Source organism: Streptomyces sp. NPDC006711, from assembly GCF_042869775.1.
Taxonomy (GTDB): Bacteria; Actinomycetota; Actinomycetes; order Streptomycetales; family Streptomycetaceae; genus Streptomyces.
In genome coordinates, this window is the sequence record NZ_JBIAGO010000005.1 from 272,280 (window position 1) to 291,924 (window position 19,645).

Below are 19,645 nucleotides of genomic sequence, written 5' to 3' on the forward strand. Positions count from 1 at the left end.
ATGAGCACGATCCTTATCCGTGGTGCGAAGGTCCTCGGCGGTGACGTCCAGGACGTACTGATCGACGGCGAGACCATCGCGGCCGTCGGCACCGGCCTCGACGCCGGGGACGCGACCGTCGTCGACGCCACCGGCCAGATCCTGCTGCCCGGCCTCGTCGACCTGCACACCCATCTGCGCGAGCCCGGCCGCGAGGACTCCGAGACCGTCCTGACCGGCACCCGGGCGGCCGCGAGCGGCGGCTACACCTCCGTGTTCGCCATGGCCAACACCTTCCCCGTCGCCGACACCGCGGGCGTGGTCGAGCAGGTATGGCGGCTCGGCAAGGAGTCCGGCTACTGCGACGTGCAGCCCATCGGTGCCGTCACAGTGGGCCTTGAGGGCAAGCAGCTCGCGGAGCTCGGCGCCATGCACGAATCCGCCGCCGGCGTCACCGTCTTCTCCGACGACGGCAAGTGCGTCCACGACGCGGTGATCATGCGCCGCGCCCTGGAGTACGTGAAGGCCTTCGGCGGCGTCGTCGCCCAGCACGCCCAGGAGCCCCGCCTGACCGAGGGCGCCCAGATGAACGAGGGCGTCGTCTCGGCCGAGCTCGGCCTCGGCGGCTGGCCCGCCGTCGCCGAGGAGTCGATCATCGCCCGCGATGTGCTGCTCGCCGAGCACGTCGGCTCCCGCGTGCACATCTGCCACCTCTCCACGGCCGGCTCGGTCGAGATCGTGCGCTGGGCCAAGTCGCGCGGCATCGACGTGACCGCCGAGGTCACCCCGCACCACCTGCTCCTCACCGACGAGCTGGTCCGCTCCTACGACCCGGTCTACAAGGTCAACCCGCCGCTGCGCACCGAGAAGGACGTCATGGCGCTGCGCGAGGCGCTGGCCGACGGCACCATCGACATCGTCGCCACCGACCACGCGCCGCACCCGCACGAGGACAAGGACTGCGAGTGGGCCGCCGCCGCCATGGGCATGGTCGGCCTGGAGACGGCGCTCTCGGTCGTCCAGCACACGATGGTCGAGACCGGGCTGCTCGACTGGGCGGGCGTCGCCGACCGCATGGCGCACAAGCCCGCCGAGATCGGGCGGGCCACCGGCCACGGCCGCCCCGTCTCGGCAGGCGAACCCGCCAACCTGACCCTGGTGGATCCGGCATACCGTGGTGAGGTGAACCCCGCGGGCTTCGCCTCCCGCAGCCGCAACACCCCCTACGAGGGCCGCGAGCTGCCCGGGCGCGTCACGCACACCTTCCTGCGGGGCCGGGCAACGCTCGTGGACGGGAAGCTGGCGTGAGGTACGCACCACTGATCAATCTGGCCGCCGAGGAGAAGTCCGCCGAGGTGACCAACTGGGGCGGGCGCATCGGCTGGCTGGTCGGCCTCGCGCTCTTCGTGGCCCTCGTCTACTGGCTGATGCGCCAGGGCTGGCAGTGGCGCCGCCGCCTCCAGTCCGACCTTCCCGCCCTCCCCGCCGCGCCGCAAGAGCCCGGCGAGGTGAAACTGAGGCTGAGCGGCCGCTACCACGGCTCCACCACCGCCGGGCAGTGGCTCGACCGCATCGTGGCGCACGGCCTCGGCGTGCGCAGCAAGGCGGAGCTCACCCTGACGGACGCGGGCCTGATCGTCGTACGCCCCGGGGCGAACGACTTCTTCGTCCCGGCCGAACAGCTCCACGAGGCCCGGCTCGACAAGGGCATCGCGGGCAAGGTCCTCACCGAGGGCGGGCTGCTGGTCATCACCTGGGACCACGGCGACCGCCTGATCGACTCGGGCTTCCGCTCCGACCGGGCCGAAGAGCACCCGGCCTGGGTCGAGGCCATCAACTCCATGCCCGAGCCCGCTCGGACCGGTCGGGCCACCCAGACCGCTCAGACCGCCCAGACCACTGAACAACCCACCACCACGACGGAAGGCGCCGCACGATGACGACCTCCACCCGGGGAATCGCCCCCTCAGGAAAGGCGACTCCCGCCGTACTCGTCCTGGAGGACGGCCGCATCTTCCGCGGCCGCTCCTACGGGGCCGTGGGGGAGACCTTCGGCGAGGCCGTGTTCTCCACCGGCATGACCGGCTACCAGGAGACCCTGACCGACCCCTCGTACCACCGCCAGGTCGTCGTGATGACCGCCCCGCACGTCGGCAACACCGGCGTGAACGACGAGGACCCCGAGTCCGCGCGGATCTGGGTGGCGGGCTACGTCGTGCGCGACCCTGCCCGGATGCCCTCCAACTGGCGCTCGCGCCGCACCCTGGACGACGAACTCGTCCAGCAGGGCGTCGTCGGGATCTCGGGCGTCGACACCCGCGCCCTCACCCGCCACCTGCGCGAGCGCGGCGCCATGCGCGTCGGCATCTTCTCCGGTGACGCGGTCGCGGACGACGCGGCGCTGCTGGCCCGCGTGAAGGAAGCGCCCCAGATGGTGGGCGCGAACCTCTCCGCAGAGGTCGCCACCAAGGAGACGTACGTCGTCCCCGCCATCGGGACCAAGAAGTTCACCGTCGCCGCCGTGGACCTCGGCATCAAGGGCATGACCCCGCACCGCATGGCCGAGCGCGGCATCGAGGTGCACGTGCTGCCCGCGACCGCCACCGTCGAGGACGTGTACGCGGTCCACCCCGACGGGGTGTTCTTCTCCAACGGCCCGGGCGACCCGGCCACCGCCGACGGTCCCGTCGCCGTGATGCGCGCCGTACTCGAACGCAAGACACCGCTGTTCGGCATCTGCTTCGGCAACCAGATCCTCGGCCGCGCGCTCGGCTTCGGCACCTACAAGCTGAAGTACGGTCACCGGGGCATCAACCAGCCCGTGCAGGACCGCACCACCGGCAAGGTCGAGGTCACCGCGCACAACCACGGCTTCGCCGTGGACGCGCCGCTCGACGAGGTCTCGCAGACGCCCTACGGGCGCGCCGAGGTCTCCCACGTCTGTCTGAACGACCAGGTCGTCGAAGGCCTCCAGCTGCTCGACCAGCCGGCCTTCAGCGTCCAGTACCATCCCGAAGCCGCCGCGGGCCCGCACGACGCCGCGTACCTCTTCGACCGCTTCGTAGAGCTCATGGAGGGCCAGCGTGCCTAAGCGCTCCGACATCCAGTCCGTCCTGGTCATCGGCTCCGGCCCGATCGTCATCGGCCAGGCAGCCGAGTTCGACTACTCCGGCACCCAGGCCTGCCGCATCCTCAAGGCCGAGGGCCTGCGGGTCATCCTGGTGAACTCCAACCCCGCGACGATCATGACCGACCCGGAGATCGCCGACGCCACGTACGTCGAGCCGATCACCCCCGAGTTCGTCGAGAAGATCATCGCCAAGGAGCGCCCCGACGCCCTCCTGCCCACCCTCGGCGGCCAGACCGCGCTCAACACCGCGATCTCCATGCACGAGCAGGGTGTGCTCGAGAAGTACGGCGTGGAGCTGATCGGCGCCAACGTCGAGGCCATCAACAAGGGCGAGGACCGCGACCTGTTCAAGGGCGTCGTCGAGGCCGTCAAGCAGAAGATCGGCTACGGCGAGTCCGCCCGCTCGGTCATCTGCCACACCATGGACGACGTCATCGCCGGCGTCGACACCCTCGGCGGCTACCCCGTCGTGGTCCGCCCCTCCTTCACCATGGGCGGCGCGGGCTCCGGCTTCGCGCATGACGAGGAGGAGCTGCGCCGCATCGCCGGCCAGGGCCTCACGCTCTCGCCGACCACCGAGGTGCTTCTGGAGGAGTCCATCCTCGGCTGGAAGGAGTACGAGCTGGAGCTGATGCGCGACAAGAACGACAACGTCGTGGTCGTCTGCTCCATCGAGAACTTCGACCCGATGGGCGTGCACACCGGCGACTCCATCACCGTCGCCCCGGCGATGACCCTGACCGACCGCGAGTACCAGCGCCTGCGCGACATCGGCATCGCGATCATCCGCGAGGTCGGCGTCGACACCGGCGGCTGCAACATCCAGTTCGCGATCGACCCGGCCGACGGCCGCGTCATCGTCATCGAGATGAACCCGCGCGTCTCGCGCTCCTCCGCGCTCGCCTCCAAGGCCACCGGCTTCCCGATCGCCAAGATCGCGGCCAAGCTCGCCATCGGCTACACGCTGGACGAGGTCCCCAACGACATCACCGAGAAGACGCCGGCCTCCTTCGAGCCGTCCCTCGACTACGTCGTGGTGAAGGCCCCGCGCTTCGCCTTCGAGAAGTTCCCCTCTGCCGACTCCACCCTCACCACCACCATGAAGTCGGTGGGCGAGGCCATGGCGATCGGCCGCAACTTCACCGAGGCCCTGCAAAAGGCGCTGCGCTCCCTGGAGAAGAAGGGCTCGCAGTTCGACTTCACGAGCCCGACCGGTGACAAGGACACCCTGCTTGCCGAGGCCAAGCGCCCCACCGACGGCCGCATCAACACGGTCATGGCGGCGATCCGCGCCGGTGCCACCCAGGAAGAGGTCTTCGACTCCACGAAGATCGACCCCTGGTTCGTCGACCAGCTCTTCCTCATCAAGGAGATCGCCGACGAGCTGGCCGCCGCCGACAAGCTCGGCCCCGAGCTGCTGGCCGGGGCCAAGCGCCACGGCTTCTCCGACGTCCAGATCGCCGGCATCCGGGGTCTGCGCGAGGACGTGGTGCGCGAGGTCAGGCACGCGCTCGGGGTGCGCCCGGTCTACAAGACGGTCGACACCTGCGCCGCCGAGTTCGCCGCCAAGACGCCGTACTTCTACTCCTCCTACGACGAGGAGAGCGAGGTCGCCCCGCGCGAGAAGCCCGCGGTGATCATCCTGGGCTCCGGTCCCAACCGCATCGGCCAGGGCATCGAGTTCGACTACTCCTGCGTCCACGCCTCCTTCGCGCTGAGCGACGCGGGCTACGAGACCGTGATGGTCAACTGCAACCCGGAGACCGTCTCCACCGACTACGACACCTCCGACCGCCTGTACTTCGAGCCCCTGACGCTCGAAGACGTCCTTGAGATCGTCCACGCCGAGACGCTTGCCGGACCGGTCGCGGGCGTCGTTGTCCAGCTCGGCGGGCAGACCCCGCTGGGCCTGGCGCAGGCGCTCAAGGACAACGGCGTCCGCGTGGTCGGCACCTCGCCCGAGGCCATCCACGCGGCCGAGGACCGGGGCGCCTTCGGCCGGGTGCTCGCCGAGGCCGGCCTGCCCGCGCCCAAGCACGGCACCGCCACCACCTTCGCCGGCGCCAAGGCCATCGCCGACGAGATCGGCTACCCCGTCCTCGTACGCCCCTCGTACGTGCTCGGCGGCCGCGGCATGGAGATCGTGTACGACGAGGAGCGCCTGGCCTCCTACATCGCCGAGTCCACCGAGATCAGCCCGACCCGGCCGGTCCTGGTCGACCGCTTCCTCGACGACGCGATCGAGATCGACGTGGACGCCCTCTACGACGGCACCGAGCTCTACCTCGGCGGCGTCATGGAGCACATCGAGGAGGCCGGCATCCACTCCGGCGACTCGGCGTGCGCGCTGCCCCCGATCACGCTGGGCGGCCACGACATAAAGCGCCTGCGCGCCTCGACGGAGGCCATCGCCAAGGGCGTCGGCGTCCGCGGTCTGATCAACATCCAGTTCGCCATGGCCGGCGACATCCTGTACGTCCTGGAAGCCAACCCGCGCGCCTCGCGCACCGTGCCCTTCACCTCCAAGGCGACCGCGGTGCCGCTCGCCAAGGCCGCGGCCCGCATCTCGCTGGGCGCCACCGTCGCCGAGCTGCGCGCCGAGGGCATGCTGCCCAGGGAGGGCGACGGCGGCACACTGCCGCTGGACGCGCCGATCTCCGTCAAGGAGGCCGTGATGCCGTGGAGCCGCTTCCGCGACGTCCACGGACGCGGCGTCGACACGGTGCTCGGCCCGGAGATGCGCTCCACCGGTGAAGTCATGGGCATCGACTCGGTGTTCGGCACCGCGTACGCCAAGTCGCAGGCGGGCGCCTACGGTCCGCTGCCGACCAAGGGCCGCGCGTTCATCTCGGTGGCCAACCGGGACAAGCGCACGATGATCTTCCCGGCGCGCGAACTGGTCGCCCACGGCTTCGAGTTGCTGGCCACCTCCGGCACCGCCGAGGTGCTGCGCCGCAACGGCATCAACGCCACGGTCGTGCGCAAGCTCAGCGAGGGCGAGGGCCCGAACGGCGAGAAGACGATCGTCCAGCTCATCCACGACGGCGAGGTGGACCTCATCGTCAACACGCCGTACGGCACCGGTGGCCGCCTCGACGGCTACGAGATCCGCACGGCGGCGGTCGCCCGCTCCGTGCCCTGCCTGACCACGGTCCAGGCGCTCGCCGCCGCCGTCCAGGGCATCGACGCCCTCAACCGCGGTGACGTGGGCGTACGTTCCCTCCAGGAACACGCGGAACACCTGACCGCGGCCCGCGACTAGCGGACGGGGAAGCAGGGGGACACCGGAAACGGTGTCCCCCTCTTCATGAGCCCTCTCCCCGAGCCACCGAGGACACCGACCATGTACAAACTCTTCTTCCACCTCGTCTTCAAGCGCATGGACCCCGAGCAGGCCCACCACATGGCCTTCCGCTGGATCCGCCTGGCGGCCCGCGTCCCCGTTCTGCGTACGTTCGTCGCCGCCGTGCTCGCGCCCCGCTACAAGGAGCTGCGCACCGAGGCGTTCGGCCTGCGCATGCACGGCCCGTTCGGCCTCGCGGCCGGCTTCGACAAGAACGCCGTCGCGGTCGACGGCATGGCGATGCTCGGCTTCGACCACATCGAGATCGGCACCGTCACCGGCGAGCCCCAGCCCGGCAACCCGAAGAAGCGCCTGTTCCGCCTCGTGCCGGACCGCGCGCTGATCAACCGCATGGGCTTCAACAACGAGGGCTCGGCGGCGGTGGCGGCCCGCCTGGCGGCCCGCACAGCGGTGTTCAAGACCGTCGTGGGCGTCAACATCGGCAAGACCAAGGTCGTGCCCGAGGCCGACGCCGCCGCCGACTACGTGAAGTCGACCGAGCGCCTGGCCCGCCACGCCGACTACCTCGTGGTGAACGTCTCCTCGCCGAACACGCCGGGCCTGCGCAACCTCCAGGCCACCGAGTCCCTTCGCCCGCTCCTGACCGCCGTGCGCGAAGCCGCCGACCGCAGCGTCCAGGGCCGCCGCGTCCCGCTGCTCGTCAAGATCGCGCCCGATCTGGCCGACGCGGACATCGACGCGGTCGCCGACCTCGCTCTCGAACTCGGCCTCGACGGCATCATCGCCACCAACACCACCATCGCCCGCGACGGTCTCGGCCTGACGTCCCCGGCCGGTCTGGTCAAGGAGACCGGCGGCCTGTCCGGCGCCCCGCTCAAGGAGCGCTCCCTGGAGGTCCTTGGCCGGCTGTACGCCCGCGTGGGCGACCGCCTCGTCCTGATCGGGGTCGGCGGCATCGAGAACGCCGAGGACGCCTGGCAGCGCATCCTGGCGGGCGCCACCCTGGTCCAGGGCTACAGCGCCTTCATCTACGAGGGTCCCTTCTGGGCCCGCGCGATCCACAAGGGCCTCGCGGCCCGGCTCGCGACCTCCCCGTACGCCACCCTCGCCGAGGCCGTCGGCGCCGAGACCCGGAAGAAGGCAGCGGCATGATCCCCTTCGGTACCCGTCTGCGCGAGGCGATGGACACCCGTGGCCCGCTGTGTGTCGGCATCGACCCGCACGCCTCCCTGCTCGCGGACTGGGGTCTGAGCGACGACATCGCGGGCCTCGAACGCTTCACCCGGATCACCGTCGAGGCGCTGGCCGACCGGGTGGCCGTGCTCAAGCCGCAGTCGGCGTTCTTCGAGCGGTTCGGCTCGCGCGGCGTCGCCGTCCTGGAGAAGGCGGTCGAGGACGCCCGGGCGGCGGGCGCCCTGGTCCTGATGGACGCCAAGCGCGGCGACATCGGCTCCACCATGGCGGCGTACGCGGCCACCTACCTGGACCCCGCCTCCCCGCTGTTCTCGGACGCGGTGACCGTCTCGCCCTACCTCGGCTTCGGCTCGCTGCGCCCGGCGCTCGACCTCGCGGCCGCGTCCGGCTCGGGCGTCTTCGTGCTCGCTCTCACCTCCAACCCGGAGGGCGCGGAGGTGCAGCGCTCGACGGCCGCCGACGGCCGCTCCCTCGCCCAGCTGATGCTGGACCACATGAGGGCCGAGAACGCGGGCGCCGACCCGCTCGGATCCGTCGGCGCGGTGGTCGGCGCCACGCTCGGCGACGCGGGCGTGGACCTCGCCATCAACGGCCCCCTGCTGGCCCCCGGCATCGGCGCCCAGGGCGCGACCCCGGCCGATCTGCCCCACGTCTTCGGCTCCGCCGTGCGCGACGTGGTCCCGAGCGTCAGCCGCGGCGTCCTGCGCCACGGCCCCGACGTCGCCGCCCTGCGCGAGGCGGCCGCCCGCTACGCGGACGAGGTCCGCGCGGCCGTCCTGACGGGCTGATCCCGCACGGCCCGGGTGTGACATGCGTCCCATCCGGGCCGCGCTCGGTGACCCGCCGCCCCGACCGGCGCGGACGCCCGGGGAACGAGGAAACCGCCCCGCGCGGAAGCCATGGGGTGCGTGCACACGGAACGTTGACAAATTCCTTACGCAAAACCAGGGTGTTTTGTCCGAAAAGTCCTGATCAGCTGAGGCTGACCAGGACTTTTCGCTTGTTCTCGCTGACTGGAGCGGCCTTGGCCGCTAGTCTCCGACGAGAGCAGACGAGCACGTGCGCGAGTACGGAGGACGCTGCTCACCTGGTGTGGAGCGATCAGGTTCCTCACCGGTCCGTATCCGACAGTTCGACATCCGAGGTGACGTAGGCGTGGCTCTTCCGCCCCTTACCCCTGAACAGCGCGCAGCCGCGCTCGAAAAGGCCGCCGCGGCTCGCCGGGAGCGGGCCGAGGTCAAGAATCGACTCAAGCACTCCGGCGCCTCGCTCCACGAGGTCATCAAGTCGGGCCAGGAGAACGACGTCATCGGGAAGATGAAGGTCTCCGCCCTCCTTGAGTCCCTGCCCGGCGTGGGCAAGGTCCGTGCCAAGCAGATCATGGAGCGGCTCGGCATCTCCGAGAGCCGCCGCGTGCGGGGGCTCGGCTCCAACCAGATCGCGTCCCTTGAGCGCGAGTTCGGCGGCTCCGGGGCCTGACGTCTCGGGCATACCCGAGAAGCTGGAATAATCGCCGCATGGCAGCAACACTCCGGGGGACCACCCCCGTACCCCCGGACGCACGTCCGCGGCTGACCGTGCTCTCCGGCCCCTCCGGGGTCGGCAAGAGCACGGTCGTCGCTCATATGCGCAAGGTCCACCCCGAGGTCTGGCTCTCGGTGTCGGCGACGACCCGCAAGCCGCGCCCCGGCGAGCGCCACGGCGTGCAGTACTTCTTCGTGGACGACGAGGAGTTCGACAAGCTCGTCGCCAACGGTGAGCTCCTGGAGTGGGCGGAGTTCGCGGGCAACCGCTACGGCACCCCGCGCGCGGCCGTCCTGGAACGCCTCGAAGCGGGTGAGCCGGTCCTCCTGGAGATCGATCTCCAGGGCGCCCGGCTCGTCCGCGAGTCGATGCCCGAGGCCCAGCTCGTCTTCCTCGCGCCGCCGAGCTGGGACGAACTGGTGCGCCGGCTCACCGGCCGGGGCACCGAGGCGCCCGACGTCATCGAGCGCCGGCTCGCCGCCGCGAAGGTGGAGCTGGCCGCCGAGGCCGAGTTCGACACCACGCTCGTCAACACCTCGGTCGAGGACGTGGCCCGCGAGCTGCTAGCCTTGGTGCGAGTTGTTTGATCGAGTCGTATGACGTCACCGACGTGACGCCGGCCGGCTCGCTCACCGCCTCACATCTTCGATCCCCATCGGAAGGCAGAGAGTGTCCTCTTCCATTACCGCGCCCGAGGGCATCATCAACCCTCCGATTGATGAGCTCCTTGAGGCAACCGACTCGAAGTACAGCCTGGTGATCTACGCGGCCAAGCGTGCCCGCCAGATCAACGCGTACTACTCGCAGCTCGGTGAGGGCCTGCTCGAGTACGTCGGCCCGCTGGTGGACACCCACGTCCACGAGAAGCCGCTCTCGATCGCGCTGCGCGAGATCAACGCCGGTCTGCTGACCTCCGAGGCCATCGAGGGCCCCGCCCAGTAGGCAGCGCGCAAGCGAAAGAACGTTCCACCCCAGGCCCGGCAGCGCGACTGCCGGGCCTGTGGTGTGTCATGGGTACACACACGCGGTCAAGGTGACAGCGCGCGGGGAGAGGCGAGTTTTGCGATGGCCAAGCCGAAGGTCGTTCTGGGGGTCAGCGGCGGCATCGCCGCCTACAAGGCGTGCGAACTGCTGCGCAGGCTGACCGAGTCGGGCCACGACGTACGGGTGGTGCCGACCGCGTCGGCGCTCCACTTCGTCGGGGCGGCCACCTGGTCCGCGCTCTCGGGCCACCCCGTCTCCACCGAGGTGTGGTCGGACGTCCACGAGGTGCCGCACGTGCGCATCGGACAGGGCGCCGACCTCGTGATCGTCGCGCCGGCCACCGCCGACATGCTCGCCAAGGCCGCCCACGGCCTCGCCGACGACCTGCTCACCAACACGCTGCTCACCGCGCGCTGCCCCGTCGTCTTCGCGCCCGCGATGCACACCGAGATGTGGGAGCACCCCGCCACCCAGGAGAACGTGGCCACGCTGCGCCGCCGGGGCGCGGTCGTCGTGGAGCCCGCCGTGGGGCGCCTGACCGGCGTCGACACCGGCAAGGGCCGGCTGCCCGACCCGGGCGAGCTCTTCGAGGTGTGCCGCCGGGTGCTGGCCCGGGGGAGCGCCGAGCGCGACCTGGCCGGCCGGCACGTGGTGATCAGCGCGGGCGGCACGCGCGAGCCGCTGGACCCCGTCCGCTACCTCGGCAACCGCTCCTCCGGCAAGCAGGGGTACGCCCTCGCGCGGACCGCCGTCGCCCGGGGGGCCCGGGTCACCCTGATCGAGGCGAACACCCAGCTTCCCGACCCGGCGGGGGCCGACGTGGTCCGCGTCGGCACCGCCGTGGAGCTGCGCGAGGCGGTCCTGACGGCGGCGGCGGACGCCGACGCCGTCGTGATGGCGGCCGCGGTCGCGGACTTCCGGCCCGAGTCGTACGCCGCCGGAAAGATCAAGAAGAAGGACGGCGAGGAGCCCGCCCCGCTCACGCTGGTGCGCAATCCGGACATCCTGGCCGAGATCTCCGCCCACCGGGCCCGCCCGGACCAGGTGATCGTCGGTTTCGCCGCCGAGACCGACGACGTCCTGGCCAACGGCCGCCTCAAGCTCCGGCGCAAGGGCTGTGACCTGCTCGTCGTCAATGAGGTCGGCGAGCGCAAGACGTTCGGCTCCGAGGAGAACGAGGCCGTCATCCTGGGTGCCGACGGATCGGAGACGCCGGTGCCGTACGGTCCGAAAGAGGCGCTTTCGGACCTGGTGTGGGATGCGGTGGGCCCGCGTTTCGGACAATCCGGGGACACGTCCCAGGATTGTCTCTAGCCCCTCGCGACCCGGTGTCGGGCCGGGCCTCCCGGCCCTTATGGGGCGCCGGACCGCGTCCGCGCGAGCTCCCGGGACGACCAGATTCGGAGATTGCCGGACTCCACAGAGCGAGACACGTGGTCCAACGGACAGAACCGACCGATAAACTGGTCCCGGAACGCCGCCGGGCGCAGCTCCCGGCGCGACCTACCATGATCAGCCAGCAGCCGCTGCAACCCCAGGGAGCGTTGTGTCCCGTCGTCTCTTCACCTCGGAGTCAGTGACCGAAGGTCACCCCGACAAGATCGCTGACCAGATCAGCGACACGATCCTCGACGCGCTCCTGCGCGAGGACCCGGCCTCGCGCGTGGCCGTGGAGACCCTGATCACCACGGGCCAGGTACACGTGGCCGGAGAGGTCACCACCAAGGCCTACGCGCCGATCGCCCAGCTGGTCCGCGACAAGATCCTGGAAATCGGCTACGACTCCTCGAAGAAGGGCTTCGACGGCGCCTCCTGCGGCGTGTCGGTATCCATCGGCGCCCAGTCCCCCGACATCGCCCAGGGTGTCGACACCGCGTACGAGAAGCGGGTCGAGGGCGACGAGGACGAGCTGGACAAGCAGGGCGCGGGCGACCAGGGCCTGATGTTCGGGTACGCCTGCGACGAGACGCCCGAGCTGATGCCGCTGCCGATCCACGTGGCGCACCGGCTCTCGCGCCGCCTGACCGAGGTCCGCAAGAACGGCACCATCCCCTACCTGCGCCCCGACGGCAAGACCCAGGTCACCATCGAGTACGACGGCGACAAGGCCGTCCGGCTCGACACGGTGGTCGTCTCCACGCAGCACGCCAGCGACATCGACCTGGAGTCGCTGCTCGCTCCGGACATCCGCGAGTTCGTCGTCGAGCACGTCCTCAAGCAGCTCGTCGAGGACGGCATCAAGCTGGACACCGACGCCTACCGCCTCCTGGTGAACCCCACCGGCCGCTTCGAGATCGGCGGCCCGATGGGCGACGCCGGCCTGACCGGCCGCAAGATCATCATCGACACGTACGGCGGCATGGCCCGCCACGGCGGCGGCGCCTTCTCCGGCAAGGACCCGTCCAAGGTGGACCGCTCGGCCGCCTACGCGATGCGCTGGGTCGCCAAGAACGTCGTGGCCGCGGGCCTCGCCGCGCGCTGCGAGGTCCAGGTCGCGTACGCGATCGGCAAGGCCGAGCCGGTGGGCCTGTTCATCGAGACGTTCGGCACGAACACGATCGAGAACGAGAAGATCGAGACGGCCATCACCCAGGTCTTCGACCTGCGCCCGGCCGCGATCATCCGCGACCTCGACCTGCTCCGCCCGATCTACGCCCAGACCGCCGCGTACGGCCACTTCGGCCGCGAACTCCCCGACTTCACGTGGGAGCGCACGGACCGGGTGGAGGCGCTGAGGACGGCCGCGGGGCTGTAGTACACAGCACCCGAAGCAGGGCCCCGGACCGTTCGAGCGTCGAACTGGTCCGGGGCCTTCGGGTTTGTGCCCCGCAACGGGGCGCGGTCATGACCGGCGCCGGCCCCGGGCGGAAAGATCCCGGCGGGGTCGGCGGGCATGGCGCTGTCAGTCCTGTCTGGTAGGAATTTGGCTGTGAGCGGCGAGGACGAACGGCGGGGCGGGGACGGCGAGGGCGCGGGGCCGGAGCAGCTTGCGCTCATTCGGGAGAGCGTGCGCAGGGCCAAGGTGCCCAAGGCCAAGCCGCGCACCTGGCGGGGGGCCGCGCTCGCCAAGGAGCTGCCCATCGCCCGGGTCGTGGTGAACAAGGGGGTGCTGCACCTCGATCAGTTCTTCGACTACGCCGTGCCCGAGGAGCTGGACGCCGACGCGCAGCCCGGCGTGCGGGTGCGGGTGCGGTTCGGGGCCGGGGCGCGCAACGTGCGGGGCGGGCGCCGCGAGGGCGGTGGTCTGATCGACGGGTTCCTCGTCGAGCGGCGCGCCGAGACGGAGTACACGGGCCCGCTGGCCGCGCTGGCCGGCGTCGTCTCGCCCGAGCGCGTGCTCAGCCCGGACACCCTGTCCCTGGCCCGGGCCGTGGCCGACCGGTACGCGGGCAGCCTCGCCGACGTGCTCCAGCTCGCCGTGCCGCCGAGGAACGCGCGGGCGGAGGCCAAGCCGTCACCCGACCCTGCCCCGCCGCCCGCCGAGCCGGCGGCCGGGACCTGGGAGCGGTACCAGCAGGGGCCCGCGTTCCTGAGCGCGCTGGCGAGCGGAGCGGCGCCCCGCGCGGTGTGGACGGCGCTGCCCGGGCCGCACTGGGCGCACGAGATCGCGCGGGCCGTCGCCGCCACGCTCGCCTCGGGCCGAGGCGCACTCGTCGTCGTACCGGACGGCCGGAGCGCGAGCCGCGTGGACGCGGCGCTGACCGCGCTGCTCGGCGAGGGCCGGCACGCGCTGCTCACCGCCGAGTCCGGCCCCGAGCGGCGCTACCGGCAGTGGCTCGCGGTGCGCCGGGGCGCGGTGCGGGCCGTGGTCGGCACCAGGGCCGCGATGTTCGCGCCCGTCCAGAAGCTGGGCCTCGTCGTGGTCTGGGAGGACGGCGACGCCAGCCACAGCGACGACAACGCGCCCTTCCCACACGTACGGGAGGTCCTTGAACTGCGGGCCACCCAGGACAAGTGCGCCTTCCTGCTGGGCAGTACGAGCTGCACGGTCGAGGCCGCGCAGCTGGTGCAGAGCGGATGGGCCGCGCCCCTGGCCGCCGACCGGACGGTGGCGCGGGCGGCGGCCCCCCTCGTACGCACCGTCGGCGACGGGGAACTGGCCCGCGACGAGGCGGCGCGCGCGGCCCGGCTGCCGAGCCTCGCCTGGCAGGCCGTCAGGGAGGGCCTGAAGAGCGGGCCCGTTCTCGTGCAGGTGCCGAGAAGGGGATACGCGCCTCGGCTGGCCTGCGCCCGCTGCCGGACGCAGGCCCGGTGCGGCCGGTGCGCGGGCCCCCTGGAGGCGCCGGACGAGCACGCGCTGCGGTGCGCCTGGTGCGGCACGGCGGAGGCCGACTGGCACTGCGCGGAATGCGGCGCGACCCGGCTGCGGGCCCAGATCGTCGGCGCCCGGCGCACCGCCGAGGAGCTGGGCCGCGCCTTCCCCGCCGTACCGGTACGCACCTCGGGGCGCGACCACGTCCTGGACGCGGTGCCCGCACAGCCCGCGCTCGTGGTGTCCACCCCCGGCGCCGAGCCGGTCGCCGAGGGCGGCTACGCGGCGGCGCTGCTCCTGGACGGCTGGGCGATGCTGGGCCGGCCCGACCTCAGGGCCGGCGAGGACGCCCTGCGACGCTGGATCACGGCGGCCTCCCTTGTGCGCGGCCAGGACGAGGGCGGCACGGTGGTCGTGGTGGCCGAGCCCACGCTGCGCCCCGTGCAGGCGCTGGTCCGCTGGGACCCGGTGGGCCACGCCCTGCGCGAACTGGCCGAGCGGGCCGAGCTCGGGTTCCCGCCGGTCTCGCGGATGGCCGAGGCCATCGGCCGCCCCGAAGCGGTCGAGGCGTTCGTGCGGTCGGCCCAACTGCCGCCCGAAGCGCAGGTGTTGGGCCCGGTTCCGCTGCCGCTCACCGATCCCGGCCGACCGCGCAGGCCCGGCGATCCGCCGGTGGGGGAGCGGTGGGAGCGGGTGCTGCTGCGGGTGCCGCCGGGCAGCGGCGCGGCCCTGGCCGCCGCCCTCAAGGCCGCCCAGGCCGCCCGGCTCGCCCGGGGCGGCGGCGACCCGGTCCGCATCAGGATCGACCCGCCGGACATCGGCTGAGGCTGAGCGCGGGCCCCCGCGAGCCGTCGCCGCCGTCCGGGCCCCGCCGGACCGCTGCCGGGCCCGCGCGCCCCGCCAGGCCCCAGCCACGCCACCGCACATGGCTGTGCCCTCGCGAAGATGCGTACGGACGCGAGGGCACGAAGGGGCGGAAGGCGCAGGGCGAAGGGGGCAGGGGGTAAGGAGCGGATCAGCCGTTGCGGGGGCCGGGGAACGCGCTGGTGCGGACCTCCTCGCGAAGGGCCTGGCTGCCCGCCGTGGGCTGCGGCGGCATCGAACGGGCGGCGGGGACCGCGGGCATGGGGGACATCGGGGACAGCGGCGGCAGGGTGCGGGTCGCCGAGGTCTCGGCCGGGCGTTCCGCCTCGGCCTGGGCCGCCGCGGGGGCGGTCGCCCGGCGGGACCCGTAACGGCGGTGCACCGCCTGCTTGGTGACGCCTAGCGCGGAGCCCACCGCGTCCCAGGAGAAGCCGAGGGAGCGGTCGAAGTCGACGGCGGCGGTCACCAGCGTCTCGACGCTGTCCCGCAGCTCCTGGGCGAGCCGTACGGTCGGCGCGGGGGCGCGTCCGTACACGACGAAGCCCGTGGAGGGGCCGGAGCGGCGCGGGCGGTAGACGTTGCCCAGCTGCGCGGTGAGGGTGCGCAGTGCGTCCACCTGCCGGCGGACCCGCTCGATGTCCCGCACCAACAGGTGCAGGCTGGCCCGCGCTTGGGCGTCGTGGGTTGCGTGGTCGGCCATGAGCAAGCCTCTCGAACCGGCGATGAAAAGGGAGGATGGAAATGGTGTAAACGGTGCGAACGTACTGATACCGCGTGATGCGGAGTTGTGCCGTGTTGACGTGGAGCGGGTGCTGAACGGTCGCCGGGCCGCACAAGTGGCCCGGTCGGGGTCAATCTCTCTTGACCAACGCGCTACCCGCTGTTGTGGTCACGCTGCGGGGGCGTATGGGCATATGCACAGGGCGCACGCGTACTCATGCGCCCCTGCCCGGCGGAACGACCCCGCCCGTCGGCCGCCCCGGCCGGCACCCGCGTGGTACCCGCGCGTCCGCCCGGGCCCCGGCCGGCACCTGCGCGTCCGCCCCCACGCCACCGGCCCATAGACTGAGACGCTGCTCTCGACAAAGCGAGGTAACCCCCAGTGAAGCTCGTCTTCGCAGGCACCCCCGAGGTCGCCGTCCCCGCCCTGGACGCCCTGATCGCATCCGGCCGGCACGAGGTCGCCGCGGTCGTCACCCGGCCCGACGCTCCCGCCGGCCGCGGCCGCCGTCTGGTGGCGAGCCCGGTCGCCGAGCGGGCCGAGGAGGCCGGCATCGAGGTGCTGAAGCCCGCGAAGCCACGGGACGAGGAGTTCCTGGCGCGGCTGCGGGAGATCGCGCCGGACTGCTGCCCGGTCGTGGCCTACGGCGCGCTCCTTCCCCGGGTCGCCCTGGACATCCCGGCGCACGGCTGGGTCAACCTGCACTTCTCGCTGCTGCCCGCCTGGCGCGGCGCGGCGCCCGTGCAGCACGCCGTCATGGCCGGTGACGAGATCACCGGCGCGGCCACCTTCCTCATCGAGGAAGGGCTCGACTCGGGGCCGGTGTACGGCACGGTCACCGAGGAGGTGCGGCCCACCGACACCAGCGGCGACCTGCTCACCCGGCTCGCGTTCGCGGGCGCGGGCCTGCTCGCCGCCACCATGGACGGCATCGAGGACGGCTCCCTGAAGGCCGTGCCCCAGCCCGCCGACGGCATCTCGCTCGCCCCGAAGATCACCGTGGAGATGGCGCACGTCGACTGGGCGGCGCCCGCGCTGCGCGTGGACCGCGTGGTGCGCGGCTGCACCCCCGCGCCCGGCGCCTGGACCGTCTTCCGCGGCGAACGCCTCAAGCTGATCCAGGCCGCCCTGGTCACCGACCGCACCGACCTCGCCCCCGGCGAGCTGTCCGCCGCCAAGAACAACGTGTACGTCGGCACCGGCTCGCACGCCGTGGAACTGCTCTGGGTCCAGCCGCAGGGCAAGAAGCCGATGCGCGGCGCCGACTGGGCGCGGGGGGTGCGCATCGCCCCGGGTGAGCGCGTGGGGGCGGCGGACGTACGCTGAGGGGGTTCGCCCCATCTGATCAGCGGAGCACCTTTCACGTGAACGATTCGCCACGTAGCAGCGCCCGGCCCCGGACGGCCAAGGCCGGCAAGCCCTACCGCCGGCCGAAGAAGGACCCGGTCCGCATCCTCGCGTTCGAGGCGCTGCGCGCCGTGGACGAGCGCGACGCCTACGCCAACCTGGTCCTGCCCCCGCTGCTCCGCAAGGCGCGCGAGGGTGGGGACGGCAACAACTTCGACAGCCGGGACGCGGCGCTCGCCACGGAGCTGGTCTACGGGACGCTGCGCCGCCAGGGCACCTACGACGCGATCATCGCGGCCTGCGTGGACCGGCCGCTGCGCGAGGTCGACCCGCCGGTGCTCGACGTACTCGCGCTCGGCGCGCACCAGTTGCTCGGCACCCGGATCCCCACGCACGCCGCGGTCTCCGCGAGCGTGGAGCTGGCCCGGGTGGTCCTCGGCGACGGCCGCGCCAAGTTCGTCAACGCGGTGCTGCGCAAGGTCGCGGCGAACGACCTCGACGGCTGGCTGGAGAAGGTCGCGCCCTCCTACGAGGACGACGCCGAGGACCATCTCGCGGTCGTCCACTCGCACCCCCGCTGGGTCGTCTCGGCGCTGTGGGACGCGCTCGGCGGCGGCCGGGCCGGCATCGAGGACCTGCTTGAGGCCGACAACGAGCGCCCCGAGGTGACCCTGGTCGCCCGCCCGGGCCGCTCCACCACCGCCGAACTCCTCGAAGCGCTCGGCGAGGAATCCGCGCTGCCGGGCCGCTGGTCGCCGTACGCGGTGCGCATGGCGGAGGGCGGCGAGCCGGGGGCGCTCGACGCCGTACGGGAGGGCCGGGCCGGCGTTCAGGACGAGGGCAGCCAGCTGGTCGCCGCCGCCCTCGCGGCCGCACCGATTGAGGGCCGCGACGAGCTCTGGCTCGACGGCTGCGCGGGTCCCGGCGGCAAGGCCGCTCTGCTGGCGGCGCTCGCCGCCGGGCGCGGCGCGGCCCTGCTCGCCTCCGAGAAGCAGCCGCACCGGGCCCGCCTGGTCGAGCGCGCGCTGGCAGGCAACCCGGGCCCGTACCAGGTCGTCGCGGCCGACGGCACCCGCCCGCCGTGGCTGCCCGGTTCCTTCGACCGGGTCCTGATGGACGTCCCCTGCTCCGGCCTCGGCGCCCTGCGCCGCCGCCCCGAAGCCCGCTGGCGCCGGCGCCCCGAGGACCTGGACGGCTTCGCCCCGCTCCAGCGCGGGCTGCTGCGCGAGGCCCTTTCGGCGGTCCGCGTCGGCGGCGTCGTCGGGTACGCCACCTGCTCGCCGCACCTGGCCGAGACCCGGATCGTCGTCGAGGACGTCCTCAAGGGGCGCGGCGGCGCCGAGCCCGTCGAGGCCGAGTGGATCGACGTACGCCCCTTGATGCCCGGGGTCGCGGGCCTGGGCGAGGGCCCCGACGTCCAGCTGTGGCCGCATCTGCACGGCACGGACGCGATGTACCTGGCGCTGCTGAGGCGCACGGCCTGAGCCGTGCCGCGCGCGGCCCGTGGGGGAGGGAGAGCGGGGGGAGGGAGACCCGTTTCCCTCCCCCCGCCCCGATCCGCATCGGCTGGGGCCCGCACCGTGGCAGGCAAGTCGCCCAGGGCATGGCAGGCTTGGGGCATGGCTCAGATCAACCCCAGCATCCTCTCCGCGGACTTCGCCAGGCTTGCCGACGAGGCCCGGGCGGTCGAAGGCGCCGACTGGCTCCATGTCGACGTGATGGACAACCACTTCGTGCCCAACCTCACGCTGGGGGTGCCCATCGTGGAATCCCTGAGCAGGGCCACCAGCACGCCGCTCGACTGCCACCTGATGATCGAGGATCCCGACCGCTGGGCCCCGCAGTACGTGGAGGCCGGTGCCGGTTCGGTCACCTTCCACGCGGAGGCCGCGGCCGCCCCCGTACGCCTGGCCCGTGAGATCCGCGCCAAGGGGGCCCGCGCCTCGATGGCCCTGAAGCCCGCGACGCCCATCGAGCCGTACGAGGACCTGCTCCCCGAGCTGGACATGCTGCTGATCATGACGGTCGAGCCCGGCTTCGGCGGCCAGGCCTTCCTCGACATCATGCTGCCCAAGATCCGCCGGACCCGTGAGCTGATCGTCAAACACGGACTTGAACTGTGGCTCCAGGTCGACGGCGGCGTCTCGGCCGCCACGATCGAGCGCTGCGCCGAGGCCGGGGCCGACGTCTTCGTCGCGGGATCGGCCGTCTACGGCGCCGACGACCCCGCCGAAGCGGTGCGGTCGCTGCGCTCCATGGCTGAACGGACGACGGCGGGCGCACCCTGGGCGTGCGCACACTGAACCGCCACTGAATGAACGGAACCCTCCGGGGCTGATCAAGGAC

At 72.3% G+C, this 19,645-nt stretch carries 16 protein-coding genes; 15 read left to right on the forward strand and 1 reads right to left on the reverse strand.

What is annotated here, in order from left to right; genetic code table 11:
- From ACFYM2_RS14050 to ACFYM2_RS14105, 12 genes are all read left to right on the forward strand, one after another.
- Complete coding sequence (locus tag ACFYM2_RS14050) at positions 1 to 1,287, forward strand: dihydroorotase (protein ID WP_358996591.1); 1,287 nt, start codon at positions 1 to 3, stop codon at positions 1,285 to 1,287.
- Entirely contained in the window at positions 1,284 to 1,919 is a 636-nt protein-coding gene (locus tag ACFYM2_RS14055) for a hypothetical protein (protein WP_388460246.1), read from the forward strand. The genes ACFYM2_RS14050 and ACFYM2_RS14055 overlap by 4 nt, the downstream gene beginning before the upstream one ends.
- Entirely contained in the window at positions 1,916 to 3,070 is a 1,155-nt protein-coding gene (carA, locus tag ACFYM2_RS14060) for a glutamine-hydrolyzing carbamoyl-phosphate synthase small subunit (RefSeq protein WP_388460245.1), read from the forward strand. Before ACFYM2_RS14055 ends, carA begins: the two co-directional genes overlap by 4 nt.
- Positions 3,063 to 6,371 (forward strand): carbamoyl-phosphate synthase large subunit, encoded by a 3,309-nt coding sequence (gene carB / locus ACFYM2_RS14065; RefSeq protein ID WP_388836118.1) that lies wholly within the window; start codon positions 3,063 to 3,065, stop codon positions 6,369 to 6,371. The genes carA and carB overlap by 8 nt, the downstream gene beginning before the upstream one ends.
- Positions 6,372 to 6,452: 81 nt before the next feature.
- Positions 6,453 to 7,565: a quinone-dependent dihydroorotate dehydrogenase gene (locus ACFYM2_RS14070; RefSeq protein WP_388460243.1), complete on the forward strand. Its 1,113-nt coding sequence runs from the start codon at positions 6,453 to 6,455 to the stop codon at positions 7,563 to 7,565.
- The gene (gene pyrF, locus ACFYM2_RS14075; RefSeq protein WP_388460241.1) at positions 7,562 to 8,395 is read left to right on the forward strand and encodes an orotidine-5'-phosphate decarboxylase; all 834 of its coding nucleotides are present in this window, start codon (positions 7,562 to 7,564) and stop codon (positions 8,393 to 8,395) included. Before ACFYM2_RS14070 ends, pyrF begins: the two co-directional genes overlap by 4 nt.
- A gap of 367 nt (positions 8,396 to 8,762) precedes the next feature.
- A complete protein-coding gene (locus tag ACFYM2_RS14080; protein WP_053724505.1) occupies positions 8,763 to 9,086 on the forward strand; it encodes an integration host factor in 324 nt (107 codons plus the stop codon).
- 38 nt (positions 9,087 to 9,124) lie between these two features.
- Positions 9,125 to 9,718 (forward strand): guanylate kinase, encoded by a 594-nt coding sequence (gene gmk / locus ACFYM2_RS14085; protein WP_350229304.1) that lies wholly within the window; start codon positions 9,125 to 9,127, stop codon positions 9,716 to 9,718.
- 82 nt (positions 9,719 to 9,800) lie between these two features.
- A complete protein-coding gene (gene rpoZ, locus ACFYM2_RS14090; RefSeq protein WP_005319902.1) occupies positions 9,801 to 10,073 on the forward strand; it encodes a DNA-directed RNA polymerase subunit omega in 273 nt (90 codons plus the stop codon).
- A gap of 123 nt (positions 10,074 to 10,196) precedes the next feature.
- Entirely contained in the window at positions 10,197 to 11,429 is a 1,233-nt protein-coding gene (gene coaBC, locus ACFYM2_RS14095) for a bifunctional phosphopantothenoylcysteine decarboxylase/phosphopantothenate--cysteine ligase CoaBC (protein WP_388836121.1), read from the forward strand.
- A 232-nt stretch (positions 11,430 to 11,661) separates the two neighbouring features.
- Entirely contained in the window at positions 11,662 to 12,870 is a 1,209-nt protein-coding gene (metK, locus tag ACFYM2_RS14100; RefSeq protein WP_350229303.1) for a methionine adenosyltransferase, read from the forward strand.
- Positions 12,871 to 13,044: 174 nt separating this feature from the next.
- A complete protein-coding gene (locus ACFYM2_RS14105; protein ID WP_388836124.1) occupies positions 13,045 to 15,192 on the forward strand; it encodes a primosomal protein N' in 2,148 nt (715 codons plus the stop codon).
- 190 nt (positions 15,193 to 15,382) lie between these two features.
- Here ACFYM2_RS14105 and ACFYM2_RS14110 read toward each other — a convergent pair whose 3' ends face one another.
- Positions 15,383 to 15,931, reverse strand: coding sequence for a hypothetical protein (locus ACFYM2_RS14110; protein ID WP_358996615.1), 549 nt, complete (start codon positions 15,929 to 15,931; stop codon positions 15,383 to 15,385).
- Positions 15,932 to 16,333: 402 nt separating this feature from the next.
- On the opposite strand from ACFYM2_RS14110, the gene fmt reads away from it, so the two are divergent.
- The 3 genes from fmt to rpe all read left to right on the forward strand — a co-directional run bounded on the left by fmt (position 16,334) and on the right by rpe (position 19,602).
- Positions 16,334 to 17,278, forward strand: a complete 945-nt coding sequence (gene fmt / locus ACFYM2_RS14115) for a methionyl-tRNA formyltransferase (protein ID WP_358996618.1) — start codon at positions 16,334 to 16,336, stop codon at positions 17,276 to 17,278.
- Between the two features lie 38 nt (positions 17,279 to 17,316).
- Positions 17,317 to 18,783: an RsmB/NOP family class I SAM-dependent RNA methyltransferase gene (locus ACFYM2_RS14120; RefSeq protein WP_388460233.1), complete on the forward strand. Its 1,467-nt coding sequence runs from the start codon at positions 17,317 to 17,319 to the stop codon at positions 18,781 to 18,783.
- Between the two features lie 135 nt (positions 18,784 to 18,918).
- Positions 18,919 to 19,602 (forward strand): ribulose-phosphate 3-epimerase, encoded by a 684-nt coding sequence (gene rpe, locus ACFYM2_RS14125; protein ID WP_358996624.1) that lies wholly within the window; start codon positions 18,919 to 18,921, stop codon positions 19,600 to 19,602.
- Positions 19,603 to 19,645 lie beyond the last annotated feature (43 nt).

Coding starts and splice junctions, on each gene's coding strand:
- ACFYM2_RS14050 (WP_358996591.1), top strand. CDS start 1: ATGAGCACGATCCTTATCCGTGGTGCGAAGGTCCTCGGCGGTGACGTC.
- carA (WP_388460245.1), top strand. CDS start 1,916: ATGACGACCTCCACCCGGGGAATCGCCCCCTCAGGAAAGGCGACTCCC.
- ACFYM2_RS14070 (WP_388460243.1), top strand. CDS start 6,453: ATGTACAAACTCTTCTTCCACCTCGTCTTCAAGCGCATGGACCCCGAG.
- pyrF (WP_388460241.1), top strand. CDS start 7,562: ATGATCCCCTTCGGTACCCGTCTGCGCGAGGCGATGGACACCCGTGGC.
- gmk (WP_350229304.1), top strand. CDS start 9,125: ATGGCAGCAACACTCCGGGGGACCACCCCCGTACCCCCGGACGCACGT.
- coaBC (WP_388836121.1), top strand. CDS start 10,197: ATGGCCAAGCCGAAGGTCGTTCTGGGGGTCAGCGGCGGCATCGCCGCC.
- ACFYM2_RS14110 (WP_358996615.1), bottom strand. CDS start 15,931: ATGGCCGACCACGCAACCCACGACGCCCAAGCGCGGGCCAGCCTGCAC.
- rpe (WP_358996624.1), top strand. CDS start 18,919: ATGGCTCAGATCAACCCCAGCATCCTCTCCGCGGACTTCGCCAGGCTT.